Below are 26614 nucleotides of genomic sequence, written 5' to 3'. Positions count from 1 at the left end.
ATAGCGAAGTGGCTAAACGCAGCGGTCTGTAAAACCGCCCCGAAAGGTTCGTTGGTTCGAATCCAACTTCCGCCATTATAGGGATATAGTTTAACGGTAGAACGTCGGTCTCCAAAACCGCCGGTGCGGGTTCGATTCCTGCTATCCCTGCTTGCTACATATTATGGCGGTATTGGTGAAGTGGTTAACACACTGGTTTGTGGATCCAGCACGCGTGAGTTCGATTCTCACATACCGCCCTTTTATTGGGATATAGCCAAGTGGTAAGGCAACGGACTTTGACTCCGTCATGCGCTGGTTCGAATCCAGCTATCCCAGTTTGGATTTGCTCCATTATGGTGGTATAGCCAAGTGGTAAGGCAGAGGTCTGCAAAACCTTCATCACCGGTTCAAATCCGGTTACCACCTTTCGCGTCGAAAGGCGTGTAGCCCCATTAATAGTATGCCGCTGTGGCGGAATTGGCAGACGCGCTGGACTCAAAATCCAGTTCCCTTTACCGGGAGTGTGGGTTCGACCCCCACCGGCGGCATCTTGAGACCCTGTGAGGGGTCTTTTTTGTACCGTCAGAATGTCTATGTACGGTATTAACGCCGGTGCGACAGCGTTTCTAAGTGTTTTGGAACTTTCTGTATAAGTCGGTACAGATAGGTGAAGCTTCGTATAAAGTTTCCCGTTTGTTTCCCGTCGACCTATTTTTTTAGATCGACAAGGAGTTTCAGCTGTCCAACTTTTTAACTTTTTTGCTTAATACTGTTGCTTTGCTGAATGCTGCCAGGGCTTGGTCATCTTCAATAGTTTTACAGTTGTTCAGGACGTGTGTGTACGTGCTAAGCGTCGGCTGAAGAATCGCTTAGATACATCATATTCGATGGATTGTCAGTAGCTAGTAGGTAACTGGTGTACGTATGACGTAATCCCTGGAGCGTGATTCGTTGGATGCCTAATTCACTACATAATTTCTTTAACTCTTTAGTGGTCGCTGTGGAGTCATGAATCCATCCTCACATTGAGTAGTTCTTGTATGTCATCTTCATCAAAGATATTTGGAACGTTCATCAGGGCCTTTTGATCCGCTAAAGGTAGCGCTGTAAGTGAAGTCAAATTCTAATCCACCGTCTTGTACTGCATCACATACACACTTGCGAACCTGCACATTAAACTGTTGTACACTAGCTTTCGCGTGATCTTTTCCGCCATCAGTACCGTATGCAAAGTCGTTCAGAATCTTTTGGTAATCAGTTCGTGTAATCTTGCCAATTAATTGAGTATGAAAGTAGTGCATCAACGATGTGATAGTAGCACGATAACATCACTTGGTTGCTGGTACAATTGTTGGCTCTTTGAACAGCTTATATCACTCAAAACAGTAGTTCACAAATCGTTATGAACACATCTAACTTCTTGGCGGGAGTGAGCTCTTTTAATTGTTTCTATAAAAATAAAGCCTATGTACCGGTGATAACGCTGGTACATAGGCTTTTATTGGCTTAATGATTAGATTTTAGGCGTTGCCGCTATCAAATTTAACTCCAACGGGATTGATAGTTTCTAGTTCGATTTTCGAAACTTTATTCACTAGTGGTGTCAGGCACCTGCGCGCTAGAAACACCATCATTTGAGACGGTTGGCTGTTGCACCGGTGTTGAAGGAGTGTAGGTAGGGCGTTGAGGAGTCCAAGTCGGTCGTTGACTAGCGCGAGTTCCCGAGTAACCCCCGTAGCTTGGTGTTGCACTATTGACTGCAGAGCTGGCAGCATTATTGGTTCCAGCAGTTGTACTGCTTTGTTCATCTGCCGTATCTTGTTGAGCCTGATGTGCTTGTTGGTCTGCTTGTGCTTGGGCATCAGCGCTTGCTTGGGCCGCAGCATTTGCATCAGCGATTGACTGGCTCGCCGCGCTTTTAGCTTTAGCTCGTGACGATTCGCGATCTAAGGACAATGAATTAGCTTTTGCTGAAGACTCTAAGGAAGCTTGTTTTCGGCTAGCTGCCGCCGCTTTAGATGAAGCGCGAGCCGAATCTGCAGCAGTTGGCTTTGAGGCAGAGGCCGCATCTTGACCGCAAGCAGTTAACAACCCAGAACTGATTAAGATAGTACTCAATAGGATTATTTTTTTCATGATGAAGACTCCCATTAGAATGATTAATCTTATTGTACCGTAAGTAATATTGAAGTGGTTGATTTATTGTGTCAAACGGCTAAATTTGTCAAAAAAAGCCAACTCATAACAATTGCCATGATATCCGTGTTAGTGAGTTGGCCAAAATACTGGCTATTTAATTAAACTGTCGCACCACCATAAAGATAATTGTAAAGACTAACATTAGACAGACCGTGACAACGTCAGCCCGATGAAGCTGTAATATGCGGTAATGACTACGCTGACTGGGACCTTGATAACCTCGAGCTTCCATAGCCGTGCCTAACTCATCTGCCCGTTTGAAACTGCTAACAAATTGCGGAATAAGTAAAGGCACCAAGGCTTTCATTTGTTGGAAGAGGTTGCCCGTCCCAAAGTCAACGCCTCGTGAGCGTTGCGCGTCCATAATGCGGGATGTCTCATCCATTAAAGTAGGCACGAATCGTAGCGCCAAGCCTAACATTAACGCAATTTCATCAACTGGAAAGTGCAGCCACCGCAACGGTTTAATCAGTGCGGCAATGCCATCTGCTAGGGCTAGAGGTGGTGTCGTTAAGGTGAGTAACGTTGAGATAAAGACGATTAGGACAAACCGGCAAAAGACGATTGCGCCATTAACGAGACCCACTTCAGAGATGGATAGCCAACCCCACTGCCAAAAAACATGGCCACCACGGGTAAAGATGAGTTGCATCAGCACAGTAAATAAGATGAGCCACAGCAGGGGGCGCAAACCGTTGAGGAAAAAACGAATTGGTAATTTGGCCAACCAGACACCTACACTGATCAGAAGGAACAAGAGGCCATTTGTGCCCCAATTATTCGCGAAGAAAGTCAGTCCAATAAAGTAAACGACGATCAGCAGTTTGTTCCGCGGATCTAAACGATGAAGAACGCTATCGCCTGGTATATAACGACCTAGAATTAATGCATTTCCCATTGAGATCCTCCGTTGGCTACGCCTGCCGATTGAGGAGGGAAGCAGTTAGGTCTTCTAGGGCTCGTTGTGCTGGCAGGTTAGGTAACTTATTGATTGCCTTCAATGCTTGATCAGTATAGCCTTCAGCGAGTTCACGAGCGAGTGCTACGCCATGGTATTCATTTACTAGCGCAGCAACCGACTGGGTATCCGTATCAGTCATCGCGGCTTTTTTACTTAAATATGGTGCGAAGACAGTTGGATCTTGTCGCATGGCCAAGATTAAAGGGGCTGAGTAGACGCCCTCACGCATATCATTTTGCACGGGCTTGCCAAAGGCGTCACTGGTTGTCGAGTAATCTAAAATATCGTCTAATAGTTGAAAAGCGATACCGACATTTAAACCAATTGCCTCAGCATTTTTGGCAAATAGCCGTGATGAGCCAGACTCGTAAGCGCCTAGTAATGAACTTAGGGCGAATAAGTGGCCCGTTTTACCGCTGACTTGATTAATATACTGTTTGATGGTCATGTCTAAATTATAGCGGGCTGCCATTTGATCTAACTCGCCGTTCAAAATGGCTTCCATATGTTCTCCATCTTGTTGGACGCTGCGTAAGTCACTTGCATAATTAGCCAACAGTTTAAAGCAAACAACAAATAAATAGTCGCCAGCGTAGACTGCCGTGTCTTTACCGAATTGAGCTTGCAAGGATTTTTGACCACGGCGCAGATCAGAGTCATCAATAATGTCGTCATGAATCAGGGTTGCTGTATGCAGCGTCTCTATGGCGGCGGCTAAGGCCACCATTTTATGCCGATCGGTTTCATGAAATTGAGAGAATAGTAAGCAATAGGCTGGCCGCAACAACTTTCCGCCTGCATTAATCAGGTCGAGAATGGCCTGCGCTACCGGTCGATTATCGGTCGTAATATTTTTTTCGATGAGGTTAAGTACCTGAGTTAATTCGTTAGCCACGATTGGGTATTCATGCCACATTGGATGGATTTTCATTAAAGTTGGTTCCTCTCAAGATGTTGTTGATAATCGTAACGCAGTCGCGCCAAAGTGTCGACGTGCTCAAATAAGAAATTAGCGGTGATGCCTACCGCAATCCCAGCTAGAATTCCGATGAAGGACAAAACGGGTAGGTAAAGCATGACGGTCCAGCTTTGTGCGATTAAACTAGCGACCGCTAACTGGCCAACATTGAATAAAATGCCGCCGCTAGCTGAGATACCAATCATGCTAACACGCTGCTCGCCCAGCTGCTTAATGATGAGCATACCTAGCCAAGCCAGTAGTGAACCAGTGGCACTATACAAGAAAGTGGATAAGGTGCCACCTAGTAGAGTCGTTAAGAGCAGGCGCATCCAGACCAGTAAGAAACTGTCACTCATTGGCATGGTAAATAGTGAAACCAGCGTGATGATGTTGGCTAGACCTAGTTTTGCGCCGGGGGCAAAGGCAAACGGAAAGGGAATTGCCCGTTCCAGTAAACCAATAATCACCCCTTGTGCACATAGGAGGGCAATATAAATTATTTGTCGTGTTCTGGAAGGAGCAGTTGATGGTGTCATGGCTTTACCAGACCTCCAGTCGAATTACTATGGGTGGCACCATTTGAACTTTTGATTTCAACCAATAGCTTGTGTGGTAAACATACAATTGTTTGACCAGGACGCTTGATTGCGCTGTGATGAACACAGACCTGATCCTGACAGTTGGCGTCAACAATTTTAATGGCATGATCAGTGGCGACGACATCGTTATAACCACCGTGATCCACATAATGGAAACGAGTTATTCCGTGATGGTCAGAGAGGTTAATCCGTTTAACAACGTGCCCATCATGGGAGATAACGGCTGTGTAAATTTCAGTTGCCTTAGCCTTTTGGCGAGTGTCAGCTGCTTGACGTTGATTATTGGTAAAAATCAGTAGGGGAATAAACGAAGCGACAACAAGTAGTCCGACGATGATAACATCAAAAGGTCGAATCATGCTTAAATAACGTTTGAATGAATTAGCTGCCTTCATTTTACTCACCTACTAACTAAGAAAATAGAGTCCCGGGGTAAGTCTACCCTAGAACTCTACCACGGACAATTGTCGTTTTATTTAACTACACTAGTACCATATAAGGACTTCGGTGTCCCATAACGCCATTTGCCAAACAGCCGTTGTAGGTAAGGAACGACCCACTTGTCTAACCCAAAGGCCCGACCTGAACCATTCATACATGCGATAGCAAGAATGAAGATCCACATGTTAACCCAGTAGAACATACCACTGAGACAGAAGACAACGACTAGGGCTGCTGAGGCAGCTGACATCAGCCAGGTGAATAGGCCAAGAATCAGACAAACGCCAATCCCAATTTCAACAATCGTCATGAACTTCTGCATGAAGAATGCCATCTGTTGGTTAGGAACTGATGCTTTAGTGATGTTATAGAACCAATGAGGCATCTTTTCGAAGACCATCTTTGGATCGTGACCATAGTCATAGGATAAGGAGAACATCGTTGGATTAGCCGTGGTCGTTGCCGCTTCTTTTGCACCACTAGCAGCTGAAGTTGCGGCAGCTTTAGTTGCTTCGCTAGCACCAGAGGTGGCGGCTTTAGCAGCCGGTTTCAACCAATCGAATGGTAAACGCAGCTTTGGTAAGAACCACGAACTATCCCCATGAATCTTTGGCCAAATATCCACAAGCCACATAGCACCGAGCCAAAGACGGGCTGGCACTGTCCATAATACATTACCTTGTCGAGAAATGTGCCCGCGGAAGAGGTTGCGGTTATGGCGTGTCCGGAAGAATTCATGCATGGTGTACTGGAATAAGTAGTAGCCAGAGTAAATTTGCATGAAGTACAACATGTTAACTAAGTGCTTCATTAAAATAGCCCAGAAGTTGGATAGGTGGATACTACCCATCAAGTTGGCAACCCCATACTTTGAACCCAAAGACACCATGAATCCAGAATAATTAGGCTTAAATGGCACTAACAGTTTGCTTTCTTCCGTATTAATAATGTTGGCAACCGCTGCTGCGGCTGTTTGTTCAGCCGCTTGAACGATTTGTGGTTGACCTTTGCCATCATTTTCGCCATCGACAATTGAAACGTCACCAACAACGTAAACGTGAGGGTCTGTTTCAGTTTGCGTATACTTGTTAACTTTGATCCGACCGGCGCGGCCTTGTTCAAGACCGAAGAGACCGGCATCGTCACTCGCTTTAACCCCGGCCGTCCAAATCAACGTACTGGTTGGGAACGTGGAGCCGTCTTTTAAATCAACATGATCTTGATGAACACCAACGACACCTGTGTTCTTCATGATCTTAACGCCCTTTTTGACTAAGTAGCGTTCTGCTTTATCTGCGTCTTTACGATCAAGCATATTCATGATCGTTGGCGCCATTTCCATCATGGTAAATTGAAGCTCACTCGGATCAAGCTTGTATTCTTCGGCTAACGTCTCACGCCAGTCTTGTAATTCACCAATGGTTTCGGTTCCAGTAAAACCAGAGCCAACCACAACAAATGAGAGTAAAGACTTACGTTTTTCTGGATCATGTTCAATTGAACCTGCGTAGACCGTGCGTTGAATATGTTCTTTCAATGCAACTGCTTGTTCCCAAGAACTCAAGGTGAAGCCGTGTTCAGCAACCCCGGGAGTACCAAAATCATTGGAGGTGGCACCGATGCCCAAGATCACGTCATCATAGGCGTAAGCGCCATGTTCAGTTACTACTTTTTTGTCGGTGCGGTTAATCGACTTAACCGTATCAGTGACAATCTTCACGTTCTTACGCCGACAGAATAGTCGTTGTAAGTCATGCTGAATGGCCGTTGGTTCGACACGATCGGCAGCAATTTCATGCAATTCGGTCATGTAGGTGAAATAAGAGTGCTTATCAATTAAAGTGATTTGCACGTCCTTGTTACGTTTGTAGTGCTTGGCTAGGTGCTTCGTCGCATAGACACCGGCATAACCGGCACCGATAACAACAATATTTTTCTGAGCCATTTATCAACAACTCCCTTATAACATAAGTAAATAAGTGCATAAACAATACGGTAATTATAGCGTTTACAAACATTGATTGTCTATACCTTCACGAGTGATATTGGCCAAATGACGGTTTTGTAAACAGACTAACATTTTTTATAAGCGCTTTCTTTGACTGGTACAACAGGATTATGAAAATTAATCATATCAATGAAGTTGATTTATCTAATGCTAATTTTGTGACATTAAGTTAAAATTGGCTGATTTTATATAAGCGTTGCTGAATTTACTTGTGAATTACTTCTCATTCTCTTGGTGAAGACCTAGGCAAAAGTCATTTTTTTCGCTAAGCTATTTAAAGAATGTTTTGAACAACGACGCACTGTTTTATGAACGAGGGAGGCGGGGGATGAACCCCAAGGTTTTTGCTCAATTGGTTGAACTACGTACTAAATTAGCGAGTCTGTTGCCCTTTTTAGTAGGGGTTAGCTTTGCAGCCGTCCAATATCACCAATTGAGTTGGTTAAATACCGCAATTTTTTTCATCGCCATGAGTCTGTTTGACATGGCAACTACCGCCATCAATAATTTGATGGATTATCGAAAGGCACAGGACCAGACTTATCGGAAAAAAGTTAATGTTATTGGCCGCGAGCACTTGTCGGTCAGAACCGTGAGCTGGTTGAGCGTTTTAATGGTTGGAGTGGCCACTTGTCTGGGCATTTGGTTAGTTTGGCGAACAGATTTATTCCTATTGATTATCGGAAGTTTGTGTTTTGCCATTGGCCTCAGCTATACGATGGGGCCAATGCCATTATCACGACTGCCATTGGGTGAAATCTTTTCTGGGATCACGATGGGATTACTGATCCCTTTTATCGCCGTTTACATTAATGTAGCTGATCAGCAATTGATCAGTCTAACGCTGCACTGGCCAGGCGCGTTGCTGATGGTTAATATCTGGCAATTGCTGGGACTCGGATTAGTCTGTCTGCCATCCATTGGCACGATTGCGAATGTGATGTTAGCCAATAATTTATCTGATTTGGCAGAAGACGCTAAAAATAAGCGGCATACGTTACCAAGTTATCTAGGCGTTCCGACAAGTTTGCGACTATATCATGGGCTAATTGCTGTAGGCTATTTCGGTATCATGATCGGAATGGTATTAAGACTGATTCCATGGTCAGCCATTCTCATCTTTTTATCCGTGCCGATGGCGATTTATAACAATCGGCGCTTTGCAACTGAACAGAGTAAAACAAAGACGTTTAAAACGTCAATTAGTAATCTGGTATGGGTAAATAGCAGTTTATTAGTTGGCTTAATTCTTGGACTATTGGTGAAATAAATGACAAATACAACAACGTATCAAAAACTAACGTGGCCCTTATTTTTAGAACTGATTCGCTTACCGGCCAAAGCGGCAAGCTTGCTGCCTTTTTTATTCGGCACACTGTACGCTTATTATGCTTTTAATGAGTTTAATTGGCTCAATAGTCTCATTTATTTTATCGGACAAATGAGTATCGCGCTATTTGTGACTGGTTTTAACAATGTGCAAGATTATTACAAAGCCAAAGACTTGGCTTACCGAGATCGAGACAACATTCTCGGTCGCGAGCATTTGAATCCGCGTCGGATCATGGCATTAATGATGTTCTTTTTAGTTCTGGCTTGTACCATGGGGTTACTGCTGGTTACTCGAACAAATTTAATTCTATTATTCATCGGTGGATTGGCAATTTTAGTCGCGATTACATATACGGCTGGGCCAATTCCGTTATCAAGGATGCCATTAGGCGAGATCCTTAGTGGGACCTGTGAAGGATTTGGCACAATTTTTATTGCCGCTTATGTCAACATGACCGATCAGTTGCCGATGGCGATGTTTTTTCACGGATGGGATGTCCTGATCTCGTTTAATCTGGCCGTGATTTTGCAATTATTTGTGGTTGGGGCATCCTTCCTATTATTAGATAGTGGCATTATGTTTGCTGATAATATTTGTGATTTGGAGCAAGACCAACGCAACCAACGATATACGTTACCGTACTATCTAGGTAAACGTCGTGCCTTAAAAGCTTATCCTTACGTTTCCGGTGCAGCATTGGTCTGTGTGTTGATTAGTATCTTGGTCGGTTGGCTACCATGGCTGATGCTCGTGGTTTTTGGCTTGGTTCCACTTGTCATTAAAAATGTGCGGATTTTCCTCGCCAAACAAGATAAACGAACCACATTCAACACGGCGATTCAAAACATGTTGGTGATCGATACAGCGCAGGTGGTCGTGCTGGCGATTGTTAACGGTTACTTGATTTGGCGAAACGGGCGTTAACAGCATTCGTCATAAAAAGCGCATGAGAGCGGGGCATAAGTCACTTGACTTATGCCCCGTATTTTGTCGGTTTGGGTTGGAAATGACATTAGGCTTTAGTTTTGGTTGGTGATTTTTTTAACACAGCATGATTGTCATTAATGAACAACCGCAATCACCAATCCTAAGATGATGACGCCAAGGATCGCATAACCACTGTAAATTCGGGTTAAGCGGGTTGAACGATGTGCAAAGCGATTGGCTAAATAGCGTGCACCATTGATCAGCGTTAATACAGTAAACAACCAGAACAGTCCCCACAGAAATAACATGATCAACCCTCCTCAAAAAGATGACAACAGGTTTAATTCCAACTTAATTGTAACCGTTTTCCAAACTGACGGATAGGTTTAGGATTACCCTGGATCCGGGTGAAACACGTATAATGGAAGTAAATGATTTTAGGGAGGCAACTATGCAGCGTTGTCAGTGGGCGACTAGTTCGCCATTAATGCAAACTTATCATGATGAAGAGTGGGGACGTCCCCATCATGATGACCACGCGCTATTTGAATTGATGTGTATGGAAATGTATCAGGCCGGACTATCTTGGCGAACCGTATTAAATAAGCGTGCCGCTTTCAATGAGGATTTCAATGCATACGACGTGAAAACGGTGGCCTCGATGGCGACTCAGGATTGGGAACCTTTGTTAAAAGATGCGCGGATTATTCGCAATCGTGCTAAGCTAGCCGCGACTGTGAGCAACGCGCAAGCATTTTTACAAATTCAACGAGAATTTGGTCGGTTTGATCGTTACTGGTGGCAGTTTGTCGATGGTGAACCCATGATTAACGATGTGCCTGAAGCAAGTACAATACCAGCCCAAACAGAATTATCGGTGAAAATTTCCAAGGATTTGAAACGTCGCGGATTCAGCTTTATGGGGCCAGTTGCCGTTTATGCATTCATGCAGGCCAGTGGCTTAGTTGATGATCATCAAAATAATTGTTCGTTTAAAGCAAATGCATAGGGCACGATTTATCAGGAGGTAGTTATGGCAATTCAACATAAAGACACGATTCCGGACAATATTGAGGTTCGTGGGGCCCGTGTAAATAACTTGAAGAATGTTAACGTTGATATTCCACTCAATGCGTTTGTCGCCGTTACTGGCCGTTCTGGTTCTGGCAAATCTTCGTTGGCAATGGGGGTTTTATATGCGGAAGGTGCCAGACGATATTTGAACGCCTTATCAACCTACACTCGACGACGGATTACCCAAGTTGGTGCGGCGATGGTGGATTCCGTCCAATATTTACCTTCAGCCCTAGCATTACGGCAACGACCACAGGTTCCAGGTATTCGATCAACCGTCGGCACAATGAGTGAGAGCCTTAACGTGTTACGGTTGATGTTTTCACGGCTGGGTTCCATGGTTTGTCCTAATGGGCATCGAATGCCACCGACATTAGCCGTTGCAGAGAATGATGGTTGGGTGGATTGTCCCACATGTGGGATTCATTTTCGCGCTCGGGGCGCGGAAGATTTTGCGTTTAATTCAGCGGGTGCATGTCCAACGTGCGGCGGGATTGGCGAAGTTCGACAAATTGCCGCCGACCGGTTAATTGGGGATGAAACTAAAACGATTCGCCAAGGTGCGGTTAATGCTTGGCATTTACCAGGACGCAACTTTATGCCGATTGTCGCGGAGGCGGTTGGGATTCGAATTGATGTCCCATACAAGGATTTAACTGAACATGAAAAGCAACTGGTGTTACACGGGCAAAAAGAGACATACGCTATCAATATACCCAGTCGCAGCGGCAAGATTTTTCATATGGACAACGCGGTCTATGAGAACGCGTTTAATGCGGTGGCTGATTCACTAGCCACGACCAACAATGAGCGGGCGATTCAACGGTTGAACCGGTTCTATGAGTTTGACACTTGTCCGACCTGCCAAGGGACGCGCTTTAATCCGGCACTCCTAGATCAATTAATAGTCGAAACGAATATTGCGACGGCCAGTCAGATGGATTTGGATCAATTGACGCAATTTGCTAAGCAGATCGAAACATGGCTGCCAGAAGACATGCGGCATCTAGGACATGACCTCGTCGAAGAATTTTTGACTAGCCTGGCACCACTTAAGGACCTGGGGCTTAACTACTTGACCTTGGATCGAGCAGGAAATACATTATCTACTGGTGAATTACAACGAATCCAGTTAGGACGAACTCTTCGTAGTGAAACGACGGGTGTTTTATATGTGCTCGATGAACCATCAGTTGGGCTACACCCCGCTAATGTGACGGGATTGATCGCAGTATTTCATCAATTAATCGCGCAAGGAAATTCATTGGTCGTCGTCGATCACGACACGCGGATTATTGGTGCAGCTGATTATGTGCTTGAAATTGGTCCGGGCGCTGGTCGAGCCGGTGGTCAGGTGATCAATCATGGTACAGTTGATCAAATTGAACACGATGAAAGTTCACTGATTGCGCCATTTCTAAATGGTACGGCGCCTATTCGACAACGACAGGTGATCTCTGAGGCCCAATTATTCAAGAAAGGTGATTTAACGGTCACTGTTTCACAGCGGTTTAATTTAACTGATGTAGCTGCTCATTTTCCTAAGAATCGTTTATCTGTTGTGTCTGGAATGTCGGGCGCGGGAAAGACGACATTAGTGTTAGACAGCTTAATTCCAGCGATTCAAGCGCAGGTCGCGCACGATCCCTTACCGAAATACGTCAGCCAATTAGATCGAGCCAAACTGCGACATGTGATTAAGGTTGATTCGGTACCGGTTGGTAAAAATATTCGTTCAACAGTTGCCACATACACAAATATTTTGGATGTTGTTCGTAATTTGTTTGCTAGTACCAAGGAAGCACAACGGCAAGGATGGTCGGCAAGTCACTTTTCATACAATCTGAATGATGGTGCTTGTCCTAAATGTCATGGCACCGGCACAATCAGCATGGATGTGCAATTTTTACCGGATATCGAAGAAGTTTGTCCAACCTGTCATGGGCAACGTTACAATCCAGAAACACTGGCGATTAAATGGCAAGGCTTGAATGTGGCTGAGGTCTTAGCTTTATCTGTTGATGACGCTCGTGAAGTTTTTAAGGATGAGCCAAGCATCGATAAGACATTAAACGCTTTGCATGAAATGGGCCTAGGCTATCTACAATTGGGCGAGAGCACGCCGACGTTGTCTGGTGGTGAAGCGCAGCGACTTAAATTAGTTGCTAAAATGGGTCAGCGACAGACGGGAACCTTATATGTATTTGATGAACCATCGGTGGGGCTACACCCCTTAGATATCCGCCAGTTACTTGAGGTGTTCGATCAATTAATTGCTGATGGCGCAACAGTGATTGTGATTGAACACGATTTGGACGTTATCGCGAATGCCGACTATGTTATCGATATGGGGCCGGCCGGCGGGAATCGTGGCGGACATGTGATGGCGGCCGGAACGCCGGAAAAAATTGCCGACACGCCCACTAGTGTCACAGGAAAATACTTAAAGGCTCATTTAAATAGACAAGTTTAAGTCAAAAGAACCAGAACGTGGCAGAACAACCACGTTCTGGTTCTTAGATTAAGCGATTAATAACGAGCTTTAGCTTTAACCGATGCGGCAATCGTTATTAAGCGAATACGAGCAGCAAATAAGCGATCAGTTCAAATAAAAGGTAGGCAGTCGCCCGATATTGTGTTTTTAAGTTAGTAAGATTGATCATAAAAAAGTAGGTCAAAACAATCACGCCAATTGTGAAAACGCCTAACAGGCTGCGACGCAAGGCTAGGATGATTAAAATTAAACAGGCTCCAGTTATCAGTGCAGTTCGCGACTGTCGCGGGCCGGTTGATTCAAAAATTGGTGCGGTGAAAAATAATTGGCATCCTAACAGCGGCAATAAATTGAGCAGAAAGGTCGGGGACAAGTAGCGATTTTGAAAGAAAAAAATTGCTGCACTGAGCGGGAAAGTGGTTAAAACACCGTAAATAATTAAGCCCCACACATTTTGCAGATTCAACCAACGTTGTTCAACCACTAGCCAGAAGCCAGCTAACATTAACAACATGATCAGAATTTCGAAGTTACCGCGAATAATGCCGGACCAAGCTAGTAGTAGGCCAACTAAAATGGGGACATGCGCCCACAGTGAACGAAAATTGGCTTGAAACATTAAAAAACTCGTTAAACTCATCGTCAAACTAAACGCCAATAAGAGCAGTTGATTAAATTGAAAAGTTGCGCCGGTGATGCGCCCATAATGAAGTGGGTAGCTCCACCAAATTATATTTTGTGCCAACATAAAAATTCCCATCAAGGTCCATGGAATTTTAGTCAATGGGGTCACAAGGTGCCGATCAGCGCGCGTGTGTTCTGACATAAGGGTCCCTCTCAGTCCATACAAATTGTATAAATTCATGCTAATCAACTTTGACGAGTCGGTCAATGTAAATTCGATGGGGTTCAACGTTCGTCACAGGCAAAATGAACCTGCCAAAAGGTCTAAACGAGTCGCACAATGTTTTGTAAAATACCGCGTGCGTGTTACCATATTAAAGTTATGAGTTTCGTTCCCGATAGGATAAGTACGGCAGTGACGTACTTAGAGGCCTTGTAACCGGAAATTATCAGATGGGGGAAAATTTAATGCAAGAACGTCATTTATTTACATCCGAATCAGTTTCGGAGGGGCATCCAGACAAAATCGCGGATCAAATTAGTGATGCAATTTTGGATGCGATTTTAGCACAAGATCCACAAGCCCGTGTGGCGTGTGAAACATCGGTCACGACTGGCTTAGTGTTAGTCTTTGGTGAAATTTCCACAACCGCTTATGTGGATATTCAAAAAACGGTTCGCGAAACGATTAAAGGTATCGGTTATACTGATGGTCGCTTGGGCTTTGATGGTGATACCTGTGCCGTTTTGGTGGCAATTGACGAACAGTCGCCTGATATTGCGCAGGGGGTTGATGACGCTTTAGAGCGGCGTGATGGTCAAGTTGACCCGTTGGATCAAATTGGGGCCGGGGATCAGGGAATGATGTTTGGCTTTGCCATCGATGAGACACCTGAACTAATGCCACTACCAATCGCGTTGAGTCACGCCTTAATGCGCAAAATTGCACAATTGCGTAAAAATGGCACCGTTAGCTATTTGCGGCCCGATGCTAAGGCCCAAGTGACTGTCGAATATGATGACGCTGGACAACCGACTCGTGTTGACACCGTCGTATTGTCAACCCAACATGATCCAGATGTCTCATTAGATCAAATTCGTCAAGATGTGATCGAACAGGTGATTCGTCCCGTTATTCCAGCTAACTTATTAGATGATCAGACGAAATATTTAATTAATCCTACCGGCCGCTTTGTTATTGGCGGACCCCAAGGCGATGCGGGTCTGACCGGACGGAAGGTGATTGTCGACACATATGGCGGCTTTGCTCGTCATGGTGGTGGTGCCTTTTCCGGTAAGGATGCGACAAAAGTTGATCGGTCAGCGTCATACGCCGCTCGCTACATTGCGAAAAATATTGTCGCTGCTGGATTAGCTCACAAGGTTGAGGTCCAATTGGCCTATGCGATTGGGGTAGCTCAGCCGGTTTCGATTTCGGTTAATACGTTTGATACCGGGTCAGTTTCTGAAGAAGCTTTGACGACGGCCATTCGCCAGATCTTTGATTTACGGCCAGCGGGAATCATCAAAATGCTTGATTTACAACGGCCAATTTACAAGCAAACGGCGGCTTATGGTCACTTTGGTCGTCCAGATTTGGATTTGCCATGGGAAAAGACTGATAAGGTTGCCGCATTAAAAGACGCGGTGGCTGTCGCAACTGAATAAACAAATTTTTTATTTAAGTGATTGTTTCATCCCCGTAGCATCCTGCATTCGGGGATGTTTTTTATGGCATAATATTTATGGCTCACGGCTTGATGATGTCGAGTCTTGATGTGTTGTTTTGACATTATAATGATGATTTTATGGAAAGTTAGGATAAGTGAATGACGAAGAAACGGACGACTAATGTCACGCTGGTCACGGTGGCCTTGTTTGTAGCCACCTTCATGTCAGCTGTGGAAGGAACGATAGTGTCGACAGCAATGCCGACGATTGTTGGTGATCTGCATGGCGTCACGTTGATGAATTGGGTTTTCTCCATCTATTTGTTAACCAATTCGTTAGCAACTCCGATTTATGGCAAACTTTCGGATCGAATTGGTCGAAAGCCAGTCTTTTTATTTGGTTTAGCCGTATTTGTGTTTGGCTCAATGATGAGCGGTCTGTCAAATTCGATGGGCACCTTAATTCTTTGGCGAGCGATACAAGGGATCGGGGCCGGGACGATTATGCCGGTCTCTTTTACCATCATTGCAGATATTTATCCCTTCGAAAAAAGGGCACAGGTGATGGGGTTAAATGGATCGGCTTGGGGTGTGGCTTCAGTAGTCGCACCGTTACTTGGTGGTTTTATCGTAGATCAATTAAGCTGGCACTGGGTGTTTTTTATTAATATTCCGATTGGCTTAGTCACCATTTTGATGATCATGATTTTTTTACATGAACCCAAGCAACAGCCGGCAGAAGCACCCCTGGATGTGTTAGGCAGTCTTTGGCTATCTGTGGCATTGTTGGGATTAATGATTGGTTTTCAAATGAGCGGTGACGGGACTGCCAACGTTGGGCTAATTATTGGCGTTTTTGTGATGGCGATCGTGGCCCTGGGCCTGTTTATTTGGCAAGAGCGCCGCGCAGTGGATCCGATTATTGATTTACAACTATTTAGTGAGCGGACTTTTGTCGTGCAAAATGCGGTGGCTGCGTTAATTTCCGGTTTCTTAATTTGTTTTAACGTGTATATTCCGACATGGACGCAGGGCCTACTGGGTTTACGTGCCGCAGAAGCGGGTTTTGCCGTGACACCTAGTTCTGTGATGTGGATCGTAGGCTCGTTTATTACGGGTCGGGTCATTACCAAGCTAACGCCACAGCGAATTGTGGGCATTAGCATTGGGATTGTTTTAATCGGTGCCGTTGCGCTAGTTCTACTGCCTTCTCAAAGCGCCTTTTGGGTCTTTCTAGTGGTCTCGGCCGAATTGGGTGTCGGTTTCGGGATTAGTATTACGACGACAACGGTAACAAGTCAGCATTTAGTCGACCCAGTTAACATCGGGATGGCGACCTCGTTTAATACGCTGGCACGAAGTCTGTCTCAGACAGTCATGCTCGCTATTTATGGGATTGTGATGAATGCCAGCTTAGCTCATGGTGTGGCTGCCCATCCGGGAGTCAAACTCAGTCAATTGAACGCGCTGATCAATCCGGAAACGGCTCAGCAACTGCCAGCTAAAATTTTACCAACGCTACGATCAATTATGGGCAGTGGGGTTCGTCATGTCTTCATTGTCGCTCTGATATTGGTCGTCTTAGCAGGGGCTTTGAATCTGTTGGATCGGCCGCAACATGCGAAAGCTTAATTGCCTGCTTAAACATTAAGATAGCGATGCTATTGGTTAAAGAGCTGGTCAGATTTGGCCTAAAAAATAAAGCCTTCCCAATTTGGGGAGGCTTTATTCGTATAATCATTCAGTTAAGTCGCGTCGCCGATACGCTGTGCGGGCCAAAGAATAGATAGCGAGAGATCAGGAGTTCAGCTAAGGCAAGACTGGCACCAGCAACCACATCACTTGGAAAATGAACCCCCAAATAAACGCGGCTTAAACAAATCGTGATGATCAGTAAGGTCAATAATGCATTAAAGACGGCCCGTAATGCAAATCGGTCGACATATAGGTTACATAAGATGATGAGGGAGCCATACATCAAAGTGACATTCATGGCATGACCACTGGGGAAACTGAAACCGCCTGCCGTCACTAAATGCAGAATCAAGGGTCGTGGTCGAGCAACTAGGTGTTTGATGAGCGTGTTTACCACTAACGCCAAGACGCCTACATTGATTGCAAAGAAGAGGGCCCCTTGCATTTTTTGTCGCCACCACAGGCCTAGTGAAAAAACGATCATCACCACTAGAGTAAATTTAACATTGCCTAACCGAGTGATGTTACGGAAAAACCAGGTTCGTTCGGGCGTAACAGGTTGGCGAATTAAATGAGTCAACCCTTGATCGAATGTATGTAACAGTGGTACGCGTAGCAGCAGTCCGGTTAGCAAAATGAAAAAGATCAGTGAACCGAGGCCGATGATCAGCCAGCGGAATCGTTGCCAGCGCATTGAAGTTGTTTGATTAATGGAAAATCACCGCCGATTGATTGAAGTGAGTGTTGTTCATTATAACATGACTCACACCTTGAGATTAGTTGAAACGTACAGGTTGGCTGATTTTGAATAACATCGTGGCCATTTGATCTAAAGTTAAACTAGTACTCGTCCAAGGCTGCACTCAATCACTCACCAAGGCAAACGTTAGCTTTTCTTCGAGCAACACACGCTTGTTTTTCCTAGTTTGAACTGCTATGCTAAGACCATTCTTTTAAACAGTTAACGGGTGCGGATTAGTAAATGATGGCTTTAATGAAGTGAGCTGGCGGATGGTGCAAGCCAGTTTAAAGTCAACGTTGAACTCACCGCTAAAACCAAAAATGCTGAAGCTAGGTGGTAGGCATTTTCGCAGGTCGGCGTTATTGACTTTGAGGGTTGTCAGACAGTGTGAGTCTGACAAAAGATAGGTGGTACCGCGGAAAATTCCGTCCTATTAACTGCTTGGTGGCAGTTAATAGGACTTTTTTTGTGTCGAGGGACTTTGCGTTTAATCCGCAAGTCGAGCCCCACCGCTGGTTCCTAGCTTTTTGGGTAACGTTAACGAACCGTATAAGGAGGCTACTATGCCATACGATCATCGAAGTATTGAAAAAAAGTGGCAGAAATACTGGGAAACAAACCATACATTTAAGGCCAAGGATGGCGTAGATCAGCCTAAATATTATGCCTTAGATATGTTCCCTTATCCATCAGGACAAGGACTACACGTTGGCCACCCAGAGGGGTATACCGCAACTGACGCAATGAGTCGCCTAAAGCGGATGCAGGGTTTTAATGTGTTACATCCAATGGGATGGGACGCATTTGGTTTGCCTGCTGAGCAATACGCATTAAAAACCGGCCACAATCCCAAAAGTTTTACCGATCAGAATATTGATGTCTTTCGCAAGCAGGTTAAGTCCCTGGGATTTTCGTATGACTGGGACCGTGAGATCAATACGACTGATCCGGAGTATTATCGGTGGACGCAATGGATTTTTGAGCAACTTTACAAACGCGGTTTAGCTTATGAAGACGAGATTATGGTGAACTGGGCGCCTGATTTCATGGGTGGAACCGTCGTCGCCAATGAAGAGGTCGTTGATGGCAAAACAGAGCGCGGTGGCTATCCGGTCTATCGCGTGCCAATGCGACAGTGGGTTTTGAAAATTACGGCGTATGCTGATCGTTTGTTAGACGATTTAGATGATTTGGATTGGCCCGAAAGTATCAAAGAACAGCAGCGTAATTGGATTGGCCGTTCAGAAGGTGCTAGTGTATTTTTCGAGGTTGCTGATCAAAGCGACACAACAAAAATCGAAGTCTTTACGACTCGTCCGGATACTTTATTTGGTGCGTCATATCTTGTTTTAGCGCCCGAGCATGACTTGGTTGACCAAATCACAACAGCTGATCAGCAGGCTGCAGTCAGTGATTATCGCCAGCAGATCGCTTCTAAGTCGGATTTGGAACGGACGGATTTGAATAAGGATAAAACGGGTGTCTTCACCGGTGCCTATGGTATTAACCCGATTAATGGCGAACGACTACCAATCTGGATTGCTGATTACGTGCTGGCTTCTTACGGGACCGGTGCAATTATGGCTGTTCCAGCGCATGACACACGTGACTTTGATTTCGCTAAAAAGTTTGCCTTACCAATTAAGCCAGTTATTGAAGGTGGCGATGTGACGGAGGCAGCTTATACAGGCGATGGCGTCCATATAAATTCAGACTTTTTGAATGGGCTAGATAAACAAACGGCCATCAATGCGGCGATTGACTGGTTAACAGAACATCAAGCGGGTGCTAAGAAGATCAATTACCGTTTGCGGGACTGGATTTTCAGTCGCCAGCGATATTGGGGCGAGCCGATTCCTGTGATTCACTGGGATGACGGGGAAACGACGCTAGTACCGGAAGATGAATTACCATTAACATTGCCAGACACCGACCAACTGGAACCATCGGGAACTGGTGAAAGTCCATTAGCAAATATTGAAGATTGGGTCAATGTGACGGACAAAAATGGTCGTCATGGTAAACGGGATACGAATACGATGCCACAATGGGCTGGCTCGTCCTGGTACTTCTTACGCTATATCGATCCGCACAATCAACAGGCACTGGCTGATCCGGAAAAGCTAAAATATTGGCTGCCAGTTGACTTATACATTGGTGGTGCCGAACATGCGGTTTTACATTTACTGTATGCCCGTTTTTGGCACAAGGTGTTATATGATTTGGGTGTGGTACCAACCAAAGAACCATTCCAGAAGTTAGTCAACCAAGGGATGATTCTCGGAAATAATCATGAGAAGATGTCCAAATCCAAGGGTAACGTGATTAACCCAGATGACATTGTCGACAAATATGGAGCCGATACGCTGCGGTTGTATGAAATGTTTATGGGACCACTGGAGGAATCTAAACCATGGAGCGAAGATGGCATCAATGGTGCCTACAAGTGGTTACAACGGGTCTGGCGTTTGATGATTGATGATAACAATCATCTGCGCGATCGAGTCACGACGATTAATGATGGCCAGCTTGATAAGGTTTATCATGAGACGGTTAAGAAAGTCACTGAGGATTATGAACGTATGCACTTCAATACTGCCATTTCCCAGATGATGGTCTTTGTAAACGAAGCGCATAAAGTGGATGATTTACCTGTACCTTACATGGAAGGCTTTATTAAACTGTTAGCACCATTGGTACCGCATCTTGCTGAAGAGCTGTGGCATTACTTCAATGAATCAGAAACCATCGCTTATCAGCCGTGGCCAACGTACGATCCAGCCAAATTGGTAGAACGGACGGTAGAAATCGTGCTGCAAGTGAATGGTAAGGTGAAGAGTCATGTGACAGTGGCTAAAGATATCAGTCGTGAAGAATTAGGCGAGCTGGCCTTAGCGGATGAACATATGCAGAAGGCACTGGCCGATAAAACCGTTCGCAAGACGATTGTTGTGCCAGGTAAGATTGTCAATGTGGTGGCAAATTAATTGATTTTTGTGAACGACTACATTTAAGGGGCGGACGTAACCATTGTTTTTTGGGTGGTTGCGTCCGTTTTTGAATATAGAATAGATTCAGCCGTATTGTGAGTTCTAACTGATTTAGTCATGCGGTTATCGTTGAAATCATTCAATGAAACTTCGTATAATAAATAGGCTGTGTAACTAATTGTGATTTTACTAAAGCTGACTTTTTTCGTGTCATCGTTGGCTTAGTCGCGGTACACTATAACTTCAATGGAACCTGACTCTAATTAGAATTGAGATTGTTATGTCAAAGAAAGATCCAACATCAACTGAAGCGCAACCGTTGCCAACCCGTAAACAATTTCGGCGGCGAAAAACCCTCAATAGTTTGATGGGCCATTTTCATTTAGGAACCTCAGCTGGTCAATCAACCGCTGCTGAAGATGAGGGACAATCAACGGCTACTAATCCTAATAATGAAGCACAGCCGGTCACGGACCAATCCCAGCCCACCACAAGTTCACCCGCAGCAGAATCTGCTAGTGGATCAGTGAGTTTGGCTAGCGAAACAATTGGTGAAGATGCATCGGCCGCGATATCGATGGCCTCGTCAATGACTGTCACGACTGAGCAAGCGAGCCCTGCTGAGGCAACGTCGACGACAGCCACTGACCGACCGGTTCCGCTTGAGGCATTAGTGAGCGCTTCAATGGCTGGGCAAGGTGGCGAGCAAAATCGGCCCGGCAAGGCCGCTGAAGTAGCGCCAAAATCTGCTGATTCTCAGCGGCAAGTGGCCGATAAATCAATTGACCAGTCGCTGAAGGACCCGGTTGTTAAACCGGTGCGGGCAGCGTCATTTTCTGATGAACAATCCCCAGTGACAGTAGTTGATCAAGACGTGGTGGAAGCTGACGAAGACCTAGCCGCAATTGTTGAAAAACCAGGGTTTGAAGCTGGCGCCGTCTCTGACCAGGAACAGATTTTGCGTGGTACCGGCTGGATGACGGCCGCTAGTATCACCTCGCGGATCTTGGGCGCGTTGTACATTATCCCTTGGGTGATTTGGTTTGGCAGCTTTTATAACCAAGCCAATGCTTTATTTTCTAAGGGGTACAACGTTTATTCGATCGTACTCATGATTTCTACGGCGGGGATTCCAGCGGCGATTTCAAAATTGATTGCGCACTATAATGCGCTCAACGAATATGGCATTGGTTTTCGTTTATTCAAACGAGGGATGATGCTTTCCTTGATTACGGGCATCATTGCGGCTGTGATTTTGTGGGTCGCTGCCCCGCTTAACTTACTGACGACAGGCGACCCCAACGTGATTCCGGTATTGCGGTCGTTGACGTTGGCCGTGTTTGTCTTTCCAACTTTATCTATGATGCGCGGGATGTTTCAGGGTTACCACATGATGGCACCTAGTGCGGTATCGCAATTTATTGAGCAGTTGATTCGAATTATTTATATGTTACTGACGGCTTATTTAATTATGGAAGTGGGGCATGCACCTGCCCAAAATTGGCCACGGGCTGTCGTTCAATCTACGTTTGCAGCCGGATTAGGGGCCATTGCCGGAATCGGTGTTTTAGTGTATCAAATGTGGCGCTATCGAGGTTATTTTAGAACCAAAATTGCCAACTCACATGACGGACTAATTATTTCGACCCCCCAGTTGTTGAAACAAATTGTGTGGCAGGCAATTCCTTTTACGATCGTGCCCAGTGCCATCGCAATTTACCAATTGTTTGATCAGATGACATTTTTCAAGATCATGCATTTAACTTCAAACCTTAGTTACAGCATGCAAAACACGCTGTATGCATTTTTTGACTTCAATGCAAATAAAATCATTATGATTACGGTTTCTTTAGCTTCAGCATTAGCTGCAACTGCGATTCCAATATTGACGGAAGCTCATACGTTAAAGGATCAAAGTGGTACCAGTAACCAAATCAATTTTACATTGCAGTTGTTTAGTTTCATCATGATTCCGTCTGCATTGGGGATGGCGGCCATCTCGGTGCCGCTATACACGTTCTTCTACCGTTATTCGTTGCCGGGTTCAATTGTGCTAGAGTTTTCAGCCTATCTATCCATTCTGTTTGGGCTCTTTACAGTATTGTCGACCATTATGCAAGGCGTTGATCAAAACCGAGCGGTGATTTGGTACTTGGTCATTGGGTTAATTGTGAAGATGCTGCTTCAGTTCCCATTAGTTGCCTTGGCGGAACCACTTGGACCATTGCTGGCCACTGCCATCGGTTTTGGGGTTTCTTGTTGGTTGATCTTGCGTAATTTAGATCACCACTTTAGCTTAGACTGGGAAGGATTATGGCATCGCTTAAATCAAATTATTGTTTACGCACTGGCGACTTTTATCGTGGCACGGTTGACAGTCTGGGGCCTAGATCACGTCTTAAATACCCAATTTAAATCGCTAGCCTTTGTTGAAGTATTGTTGGCGACGATGCTTGGTGGTGGCGTTTACGTCTATCTAGCGCTGCGATCGCACTTAGCTGATGCGATGCTAGGTGAACGAGCTGCCAACTTACGTCAACGATTGCACATTAAATAACTGGTCAACCAAAAGGAGGCTTCATGGCCACGTCAATGCGAATTGATCGATATTTAACTGAAATGCGCGTCGCTACCCGTCGGCAAACGCGCCAATTGATTAAAGCCGGGCATGTCAGATTGAACGAGCAATTAGTCACTCAGGCGCGTCAAAGTGTTGATCCAAATGGTGATGTCGTCACCGTGGGGGGCGAACGGGTCATTTATCAACCGTTTGTGTATTACTTGATGAATAAACCAATTGGCGTCGTTACCGCAACCACTGATGGTCAGGCAACGACAGTCATGAATCTAATCAACGCGGCCGATTTTCGCGATGATTTGTTTCCCGTGGGGCGCTTAGACAAGGACACGACCGGGGCGCTCTTAATTACGAATGATGGCGAGTTGGGACACCGCTTGACGAGTCCCAAACATCACGTTTTAAAACGGTATCGAGCCACGATCACTGGCACGTTGTCGGCTGATGACGTTGCCAAAGTTGCTGCGGGAATTACCTTAAAAGATGGGACGCAGTTGAAACCTGCTACGCTAGCCGTTGGCGATCAGGACTTAGCGCTAAATCAGACCACGATTCGGCTGACCTTGGCGGAGGGCAAATATCACCAAGTTAAACGGATGGTGGGGTCTTTGGGACAACGGGTGGTTGCCTTAGATCGAGAAGCGTTTGGACCGCTAACGATTGGGACTGGCGGCCTATTGCCGGGTCACTATCGGGCGTTGACAGAAGAAGAGTTAGCGGCGACCAAACGAGCTGCTAATTTAGAATAAGATGAATTGGCTTTAAAAAAGTGGCTGCTGAAGTCGATTAATAACGAGCCAAAAAGCGAACCTCAATTGATGACATTGTCATCAGTTGAGGTTCGCTTTTATGTGAGTGCATTGTCCTGTATTTTCTGGTGGATAACAGGATGTCTGTGAAATTGAGCAGCGTTGGCCCGGTATTTAAATTGGCTAAGCTTAAGCTTGGGGGAGAGAATATTGCTTCATATACCAAGGAATTTCTTCACTGATTTGGGTCGGCAAGACGACGTAAGCATTGTGAGCTAAATCATCTGCAATCTGGCTGTGGATAAACACAGCTGATAAGACGGCATTCAATTGATTGGCAAATTGGGCGGTGAAGCCACCAACCATACCAGCTAAGGTATCCCCCATACCACCTGTCGCCATCGCTGGTGTCCCCCCAGGATTTTCAAATGTTTGATCTTTAAATAGCACTTGGGTGTGATGCTTTTTTAAAACGATTATGCCACCGAGTTGTTGCGCTAAGCGAGTGTTGTTGGCGGCTGTTTGTTGGGAAATGGTCAGACCTGATAAGCGCTGCCACTCCATCTCGTGAGGGGTAAAGATTATTTTTGCTTGTGGCAATGGTAGATCGTGGCTTGCGATTAGGTCAATCGCAGATCCATCAATGGTTACCGACTGTTGCGCACTGACAGTTGCAAAGACAGCTTGTAAAATCTTTAAACTAGCATCATCTGTGCCTAACCCGGGACCAATGACGACACTGTTAGCAGCTTCGGTAAGTTCACGCAGCAAATTTAATTTGTGAAAATCAACGACCATCGCTTCTGGCATTCGCGCATGCAGTGCCGTAATATTCAGCGGATCGGTGAGCGTGGTTGTTAGGCCGGCCCCAGCATAAATTGCGGCGGTCGTGGCCATAATGATCGCCCCACCATAACGCGCATTGCCACCAATTAACACGACACGGCCATAAGTTCCCTTGTGACTGTCCGCCGGTCGTGGCCGGATTGTTTGTCGAAGAATTGCTTCAGTAATCGGTTGAATTGCCATCGTCAAGCACCTCTTTCATCACGACTTTATGTCGAGTATAGCATTCTCAGTCATCATGACCGTGTTTAGCACTTAATTTATGCTAAACTATGGCATAATGATGAAAAGAAAAGGAGCAGGGTAAATGACAGATTGGCAAGCAGAAGTAGCACAACGTAAAACAGATTTGATGACCGACTTACAGACGATGTTAGAAATTCCTAGTGTGCGTGATGATAGTAAGGCCACCGATGACGCACCACTTGGGCCGGGACCAAAAGCCGCTTTAGAAACATTTTTAAGTTTGGCTAAGCGTGATGGTTTTCGAACCAAGAATATTGATAATGTGGTTGGATATGTAGAGCTTGGTGACCCAGATGCTAAAGAAACACTGGCTGTTTTGGCGCATGTGGATGAAATGCCAGCTGATACTGGTTGGGATACTGATCCGTTTACACCAACCTTAAAAGATGGACGTTTATATGCTCGGGGTGCTTCTGACGATAAGGGCCCCGGAATGGCCGCTTATTATGGATTAAAGATTGTGTCCGAACTCGGCTTGCCCCTCAAGCGCAAGATTCGTTTTATTATTGGGACAGATGAAGAATCCGATTGGACGGGGATGAATCGTTATTTTGAAGTTGAGCCAGCGCCAACCTTAGGCTTTTCACCAGATGCAGAATTCCCAATTATTAACGGCGAAAAGGGAAATATCACGTTGAAAGCAACGTTTGACGGTGGTCAAGAGGCTGAGGCCGATAACACGTTAATTTCCTTTGTGTCCGGTGAACGAGACAATATGGTGCCCGCCCAAGCGGATGCAGTGGTGGCTAGTGGCGACAATGAGGCCTTGGTCAGTGACTTTACGGCCTTCTTAGATCAGGCCCCTGTCACTGGTGAAGTGACCATCGAGGAAGATGGGGTTCACCTGCATGTCGACGGGAAGGCTTCTCACGGCGCGATGCCTGAAAATGGGATCAATGCCGGGACTTACTTAGCGGCCTTTTTAGCTGGCCAAACTTTCACTGGTGCAGCAATCGACTTTTTAACGTTCGTGCGCGACGATGTTCACGATGATACAGTCGGTGCACATCTAGGTGTTGCCATCACTGACGCGGTCATGGGTGCTTTGTCACTGAACATTGGGATTTTACGCTTTGCTGGACAAGCAGGTCAGGTAACTTTGAACTTCCGCTATCCTAAGAATACGACTGCTGAAGCACTCACTGATGCGGTGGTAAAGGCTGCTCAAGCGCACAATGGCACGGCTAAAGCTGGTCGGGCGATGGTGCCACATTACGTGGACGCCGAGGATCCGATCGTTAAGACCCTGTTAAACATTTACCACGAACAGACCGGCTTACCAGCCAAAGAAGAAGTTGTTGGCGGTGGCACGTACGGTCGGTTGATGAAGCGGGGCGTTGCCTTTGGTGCCATGTTCCCAGATACACCTGATACGATGCACCAACCCAATGAATTTATTCCGGTGGACGATCTATACCGAGCTGCCGCGATTTACGCACAGGCCATTGCTGAATTAGGTAATCAAACGGATGCTGATTAGTTTGAAATTTTTACC

The 26614-nt window shown here is 45.5% G+C and carries 19 protein-coding genes, 5 tRNA genes, 1 pseudogene, 1 riboswitch and 1 other annotated feature; of the genes and pseudogenes, 15 read left to right on the top strand and 10 right to left on the bottom strand.

The features are described from left to right. Positions 1-79: 79 nt before the first annotated feature. From AC27FN_RS03295 to AC27FN_RS03275, 5 genes are all read left to right on the top strand, one after another. Positions 80-150, top strand: a tRNA-Trp gene (locus tag AC27FN_RS03295). 16 nt (positions 151-166) lie between these two features. Beyond that, positions 167-239: transfer RNA gene (locus AC27FN_RS03290), tRNA-His, on the top strand. A gap of 7 nt (positions 240-246) precedes the next feature. Continuing rightward, positions 247-318 (top strand) — tRNA-Gln (locus tag AC27FN_RS03285). Between the two features lie 19 nt (positions 319-337). Beyond that, a tRNA-Cys gene (locus AC27FN_RS03280) sits at positions 338-408 on the top strand. 36 nt (positions 409-444) lie between these two features. Then, positions 445-530 (top strand) — tRNA-Leu (locus AC27FN_RS03275). Positions 531-1569: 1039 nt separating this feature from the next. Here the strand turns inward: AC27FN_RS03275 and AC27FN_RS03270 are convergent. From AC27FN_RS03270 to AC27FN_RS03245, 6 genes and pseudogenes are all read right to left on the bottom strand, one after another. Continuing rightward, complete coding sequence (locus tag AC27FN_RS03270; RefSeq protein WP_487166576.1) at positions 1570-2118, bottom strand: hypothetical protein; 549 nt, start codon at positions 2116-2118, stop codon at positions 1570-1572. Positions 2119-2275: 157 nt separating this feature from the next. Continuing rightward, positions 2276-3079: an energy-coupling factor transporter transmembrane component T family protein gene (locus AC27FN_RS03265; RefSeq protein WP_487166575.1), complete on the bottom strand. Its 804-nt coding sequence runs from the start codon at positions 3077-3079 to the stop codon at positions 2276-2278. 16 nt (positions 3080-3095) lie between these two features. Continuing rightward, positions 3096-4073 (bottom strand): polyprenyl synthetase family protein, encoded by a 978-nt coding sequence (locus AC27FN_RS03260; protein ID WP_487166574.1) that lies wholly within the window; start codon positions 4071-4073, stop codon positions 3096-3098. Further along, a pseudogene (locus tag AC27FN_RS03255) lies at positions 4048-4639 on the bottom strand (Gx transporter family protein). The gene AC27FN_RS03260 and the pseudogene AC27FN_RS03255 overlap by 26 nt, the downstream one beginning before the upstream one ends. Continuing rightward, positions 4636-5097, bottom strand: a complete 462-nt coding sequence (locus AC27FN_RS03250) for a NusG domain II-containing protein (RefSeq protein ID WP_487166573.1) — start codon at positions 5095-5097, stop codon at positions 4636-4638. The pseudogene AC27FN_RS03255 and the gene AC27FN_RS03250 overlap by 4 nt, the downstream one beginning before the upstream one ends. 77 nt (positions 5098-5174) lie before the next feature. Then, a complete protein-coding gene (locus AC27FN_RS03245) occupies positions 5175-7088 on the bottom strand; it encodes an FAD-dependent oxidoreductase (RefSeq protein WP_487166572.1) in 1914 nt (637 codons plus the stop codon). A gap of 391 nt (positions 7089-7479) precedes the next feature. Between AC27FN_RS03245 and AC27FN_RS03240 the strand changes: the two genes are divergently transcribed. Further along, entirely contained in the window at positions 7480-8421 is a 942-nt protein-coding gene (locus AC27FN_RS03240; RefSeq protein ID WP_487166571.1) for a 1,4-dihydroxy-2-naphthoate polyprenyltransferase, read from the top strand. Beyond that, a complete protein-coding gene (locus AC27FN_RS03235; RefSeq protein WP_487166570.1) occupies positions 8422-9408 on the top strand; it encodes a UbiA family prenyltransferase in 987 nt (328 codons plus the stop codon). A gap of 137 nt (positions 9409-9545) precedes the next feature. Here the strand turns inward: AC27FN_RS03235 and AC27FN_RS03230 are convergent, their stop codons facing one another. Beyond that, on the bottom strand, positions 9546-9719 hold the full coding sequence (locus AC27FN_RS03230; RefSeq protein ID WP_487166569.1) for a hypothetical protein: 174 nt from the start codon (positions 9717-9719) through the stop codon (positions 9546-9548). A 143-nt stretch (positions 9720-9862) separates the two neighbouring features. Here AC27FN_RS03230 and AC27FN_RS03225 point away from each other — a divergent pair, with 143 nt between their 5' ends. Both AC27FN_RS03225 and AC27FN_RS03220 read left to right on the top strand, forming a co-directional pair. Then, positions 9863-10420, top strand: coding sequence for a DNA-3-methyladenine glycosylase I (locus AC27FN_RS03225; RefSeq protein ID WP_487166568.1), 558 nt, complete (start codon positions 9863-9865; stop codon positions 10418-10420). A 24-nt stretch (positions 10421-10444) separates the two neighbouring features. Then, a complete protein-coding gene (locus AC27FN_RS03220) occupies positions 10445-12958 on the top strand; it encodes an excinuclease ABC subunit UvrA (protein ID WP_487166567.1) in 2514 nt (837 codons plus the stop codon). A gap of 97 nt (positions 12959-13055) precedes the next feature. Here the strand turns inward: AC27FN_RS03220 and AC27FN_RS03215 are convergent, their stop codons facing one another. After that, positions 13056-13805 (bottom strand): hypothetical protein, encoded by a 750-nt coding sequence (locus AC27FN_RS03215; protein WP_487166566.1) that lies wholly within the window; start codon positions 13803-13805, stop codon positions 13056-13058. A 173-nt stretch (positions 13806-13978) separates the two neighbouring features. Beyond that, positions 13979-14074, top strand: a riboswitch (SMK box riboswitch). Between AC27FN_RS03215 and metK the strand changes: the two genes are divergently transcribed. Then, positions 14072-15271 carry a methionine adenosyltransferase gene (gene metK, locus AC27FN_RS03210; protein ID WP_487166565.1) on the top strand — a complete coding sequence of 400 codons (1200 nt, stop codon included), beginning with the start codon at positions 14072-14074 and terminating at the stop codon, positions 15269-15271. (Overlaps the previous riboswitch by 3 nt.) A gap of 161 nt (positions 15272-15432) precedes the next feature. Then, the gene (locus AC27FN_RS03205) at positions 15433-16905 is read left to right on the top strand and encodes an MDR family MFS transporter (RefSeq protein ID WP_487166564.1); all 1473 of its coding nucleotides are present in this window, start codon (positions 15433-15435) and stop codon (positions 16903-16905) included. A 109-nt stretch (positions 16906-17014) separates the two neighbouring features. Here the strand turns inward: AC27FN_RS03205 and AC27FN_RS03200 are convergent, their stop codons facing one another. Next, positions 17015-17662 carry a phosphatase PAP2 family protein gene (locus tag AC27FN_RS03200; protein ID WP_487166563.1) on the bottom strand — a complete coding sequence of 216 codons (648 nt, stop codon included), beginning with the start codon at positions 17660-17662 and terminating at the stop codon, positions 17015-17017. Between the two features lie 261 nt (positions 17663-17923). Beyond that, positions 17924-18146: a binding site (T-box leader), on the top strand. A 127-nt stretch (positions 18147-18273) separates the two neighbouring features. Between AC27FN_RS03200 and leuS the strand changes: the two genes are divergently transcribed. The 3 genes from leuS (at position 18274) to AC27FN_RS03185 (ending at position 24027) form a co-directional block, all read left to right on the top strand. Beyond that, positions 18274-20697, top strand: coding sequence for a leucine--tRNA ligase (gene leuS / locus AC27FN_RS03195; RefSeq protein WP_487166562.1), 2424 nt, complete (start codon positions 18274-18276; stop codon positions 20695-20697). A gap of 283 nt (positions 20698-20980) precedes the next feature. Beyond that, a complete protein-coding gene (locus tag AC27FN_RS03190; RefSeq protein ID WP_487166561.1) occupies positions 20981-23257 on the top strand; it encodes a putative polysaccharide biosynthesis protein in 2277 nt (758 codons plus the stop codon). A gap of 35 nt (positions 23258-23292) precedes the next feature. Continuing rightward, the gene (locus AC27FN_RS03185) at positions 23293-24027 is read left to right on the top strand and encodes a pseudouridine synthase (RefSeq protein ID WP_487166595.1); all 735 of its coding nucleotides are present in this window, start codon (positions 23293-23295) and stop codon (positions 24025-24027) included. A 189-nt stretch (positions 24028-24216) separates the two neighbouring features. Here AC27FN_RS03185 and AC27FN_RS03180 read toward each other — a convergent pair whose 3' ends face one another. Then, positions 24217-25050 (bottom strand): NAD(P)H-hydrate dehydratase, encoded by an 834-nt coding sequence (locus AC27FN_RS03180; RefSeq protein WP_487166594.1) that lies wholly within the window; start codon positions 25048-25050, stop codon positions 24217-24219. 130 nt (positions 25051-25180) lie between these two features. Here AC27FN_RS03180 and pepV point away from each other — a divergent pair, with 130 nt between their 5' ends. Further along, positions 25181-26599 (top strand): dipeptidase PepV, encoded by a 1419-nt coding sequence (pepV, locus tag AC27FN_RS03175; protein WP_487166560.1) that lies wholly within the window; start codon positions 25181-25183, stop codon positions 26597-26599. Positions 26600-26614: the final 15 nt, after the last annotated feature.

Source organism: Furfurilactobacillus sp. W61-4 (genome assembly GCF_057545565.1).
This window is presented reverse-complemented; position numbering and strand designations above follow the sequence as displayed.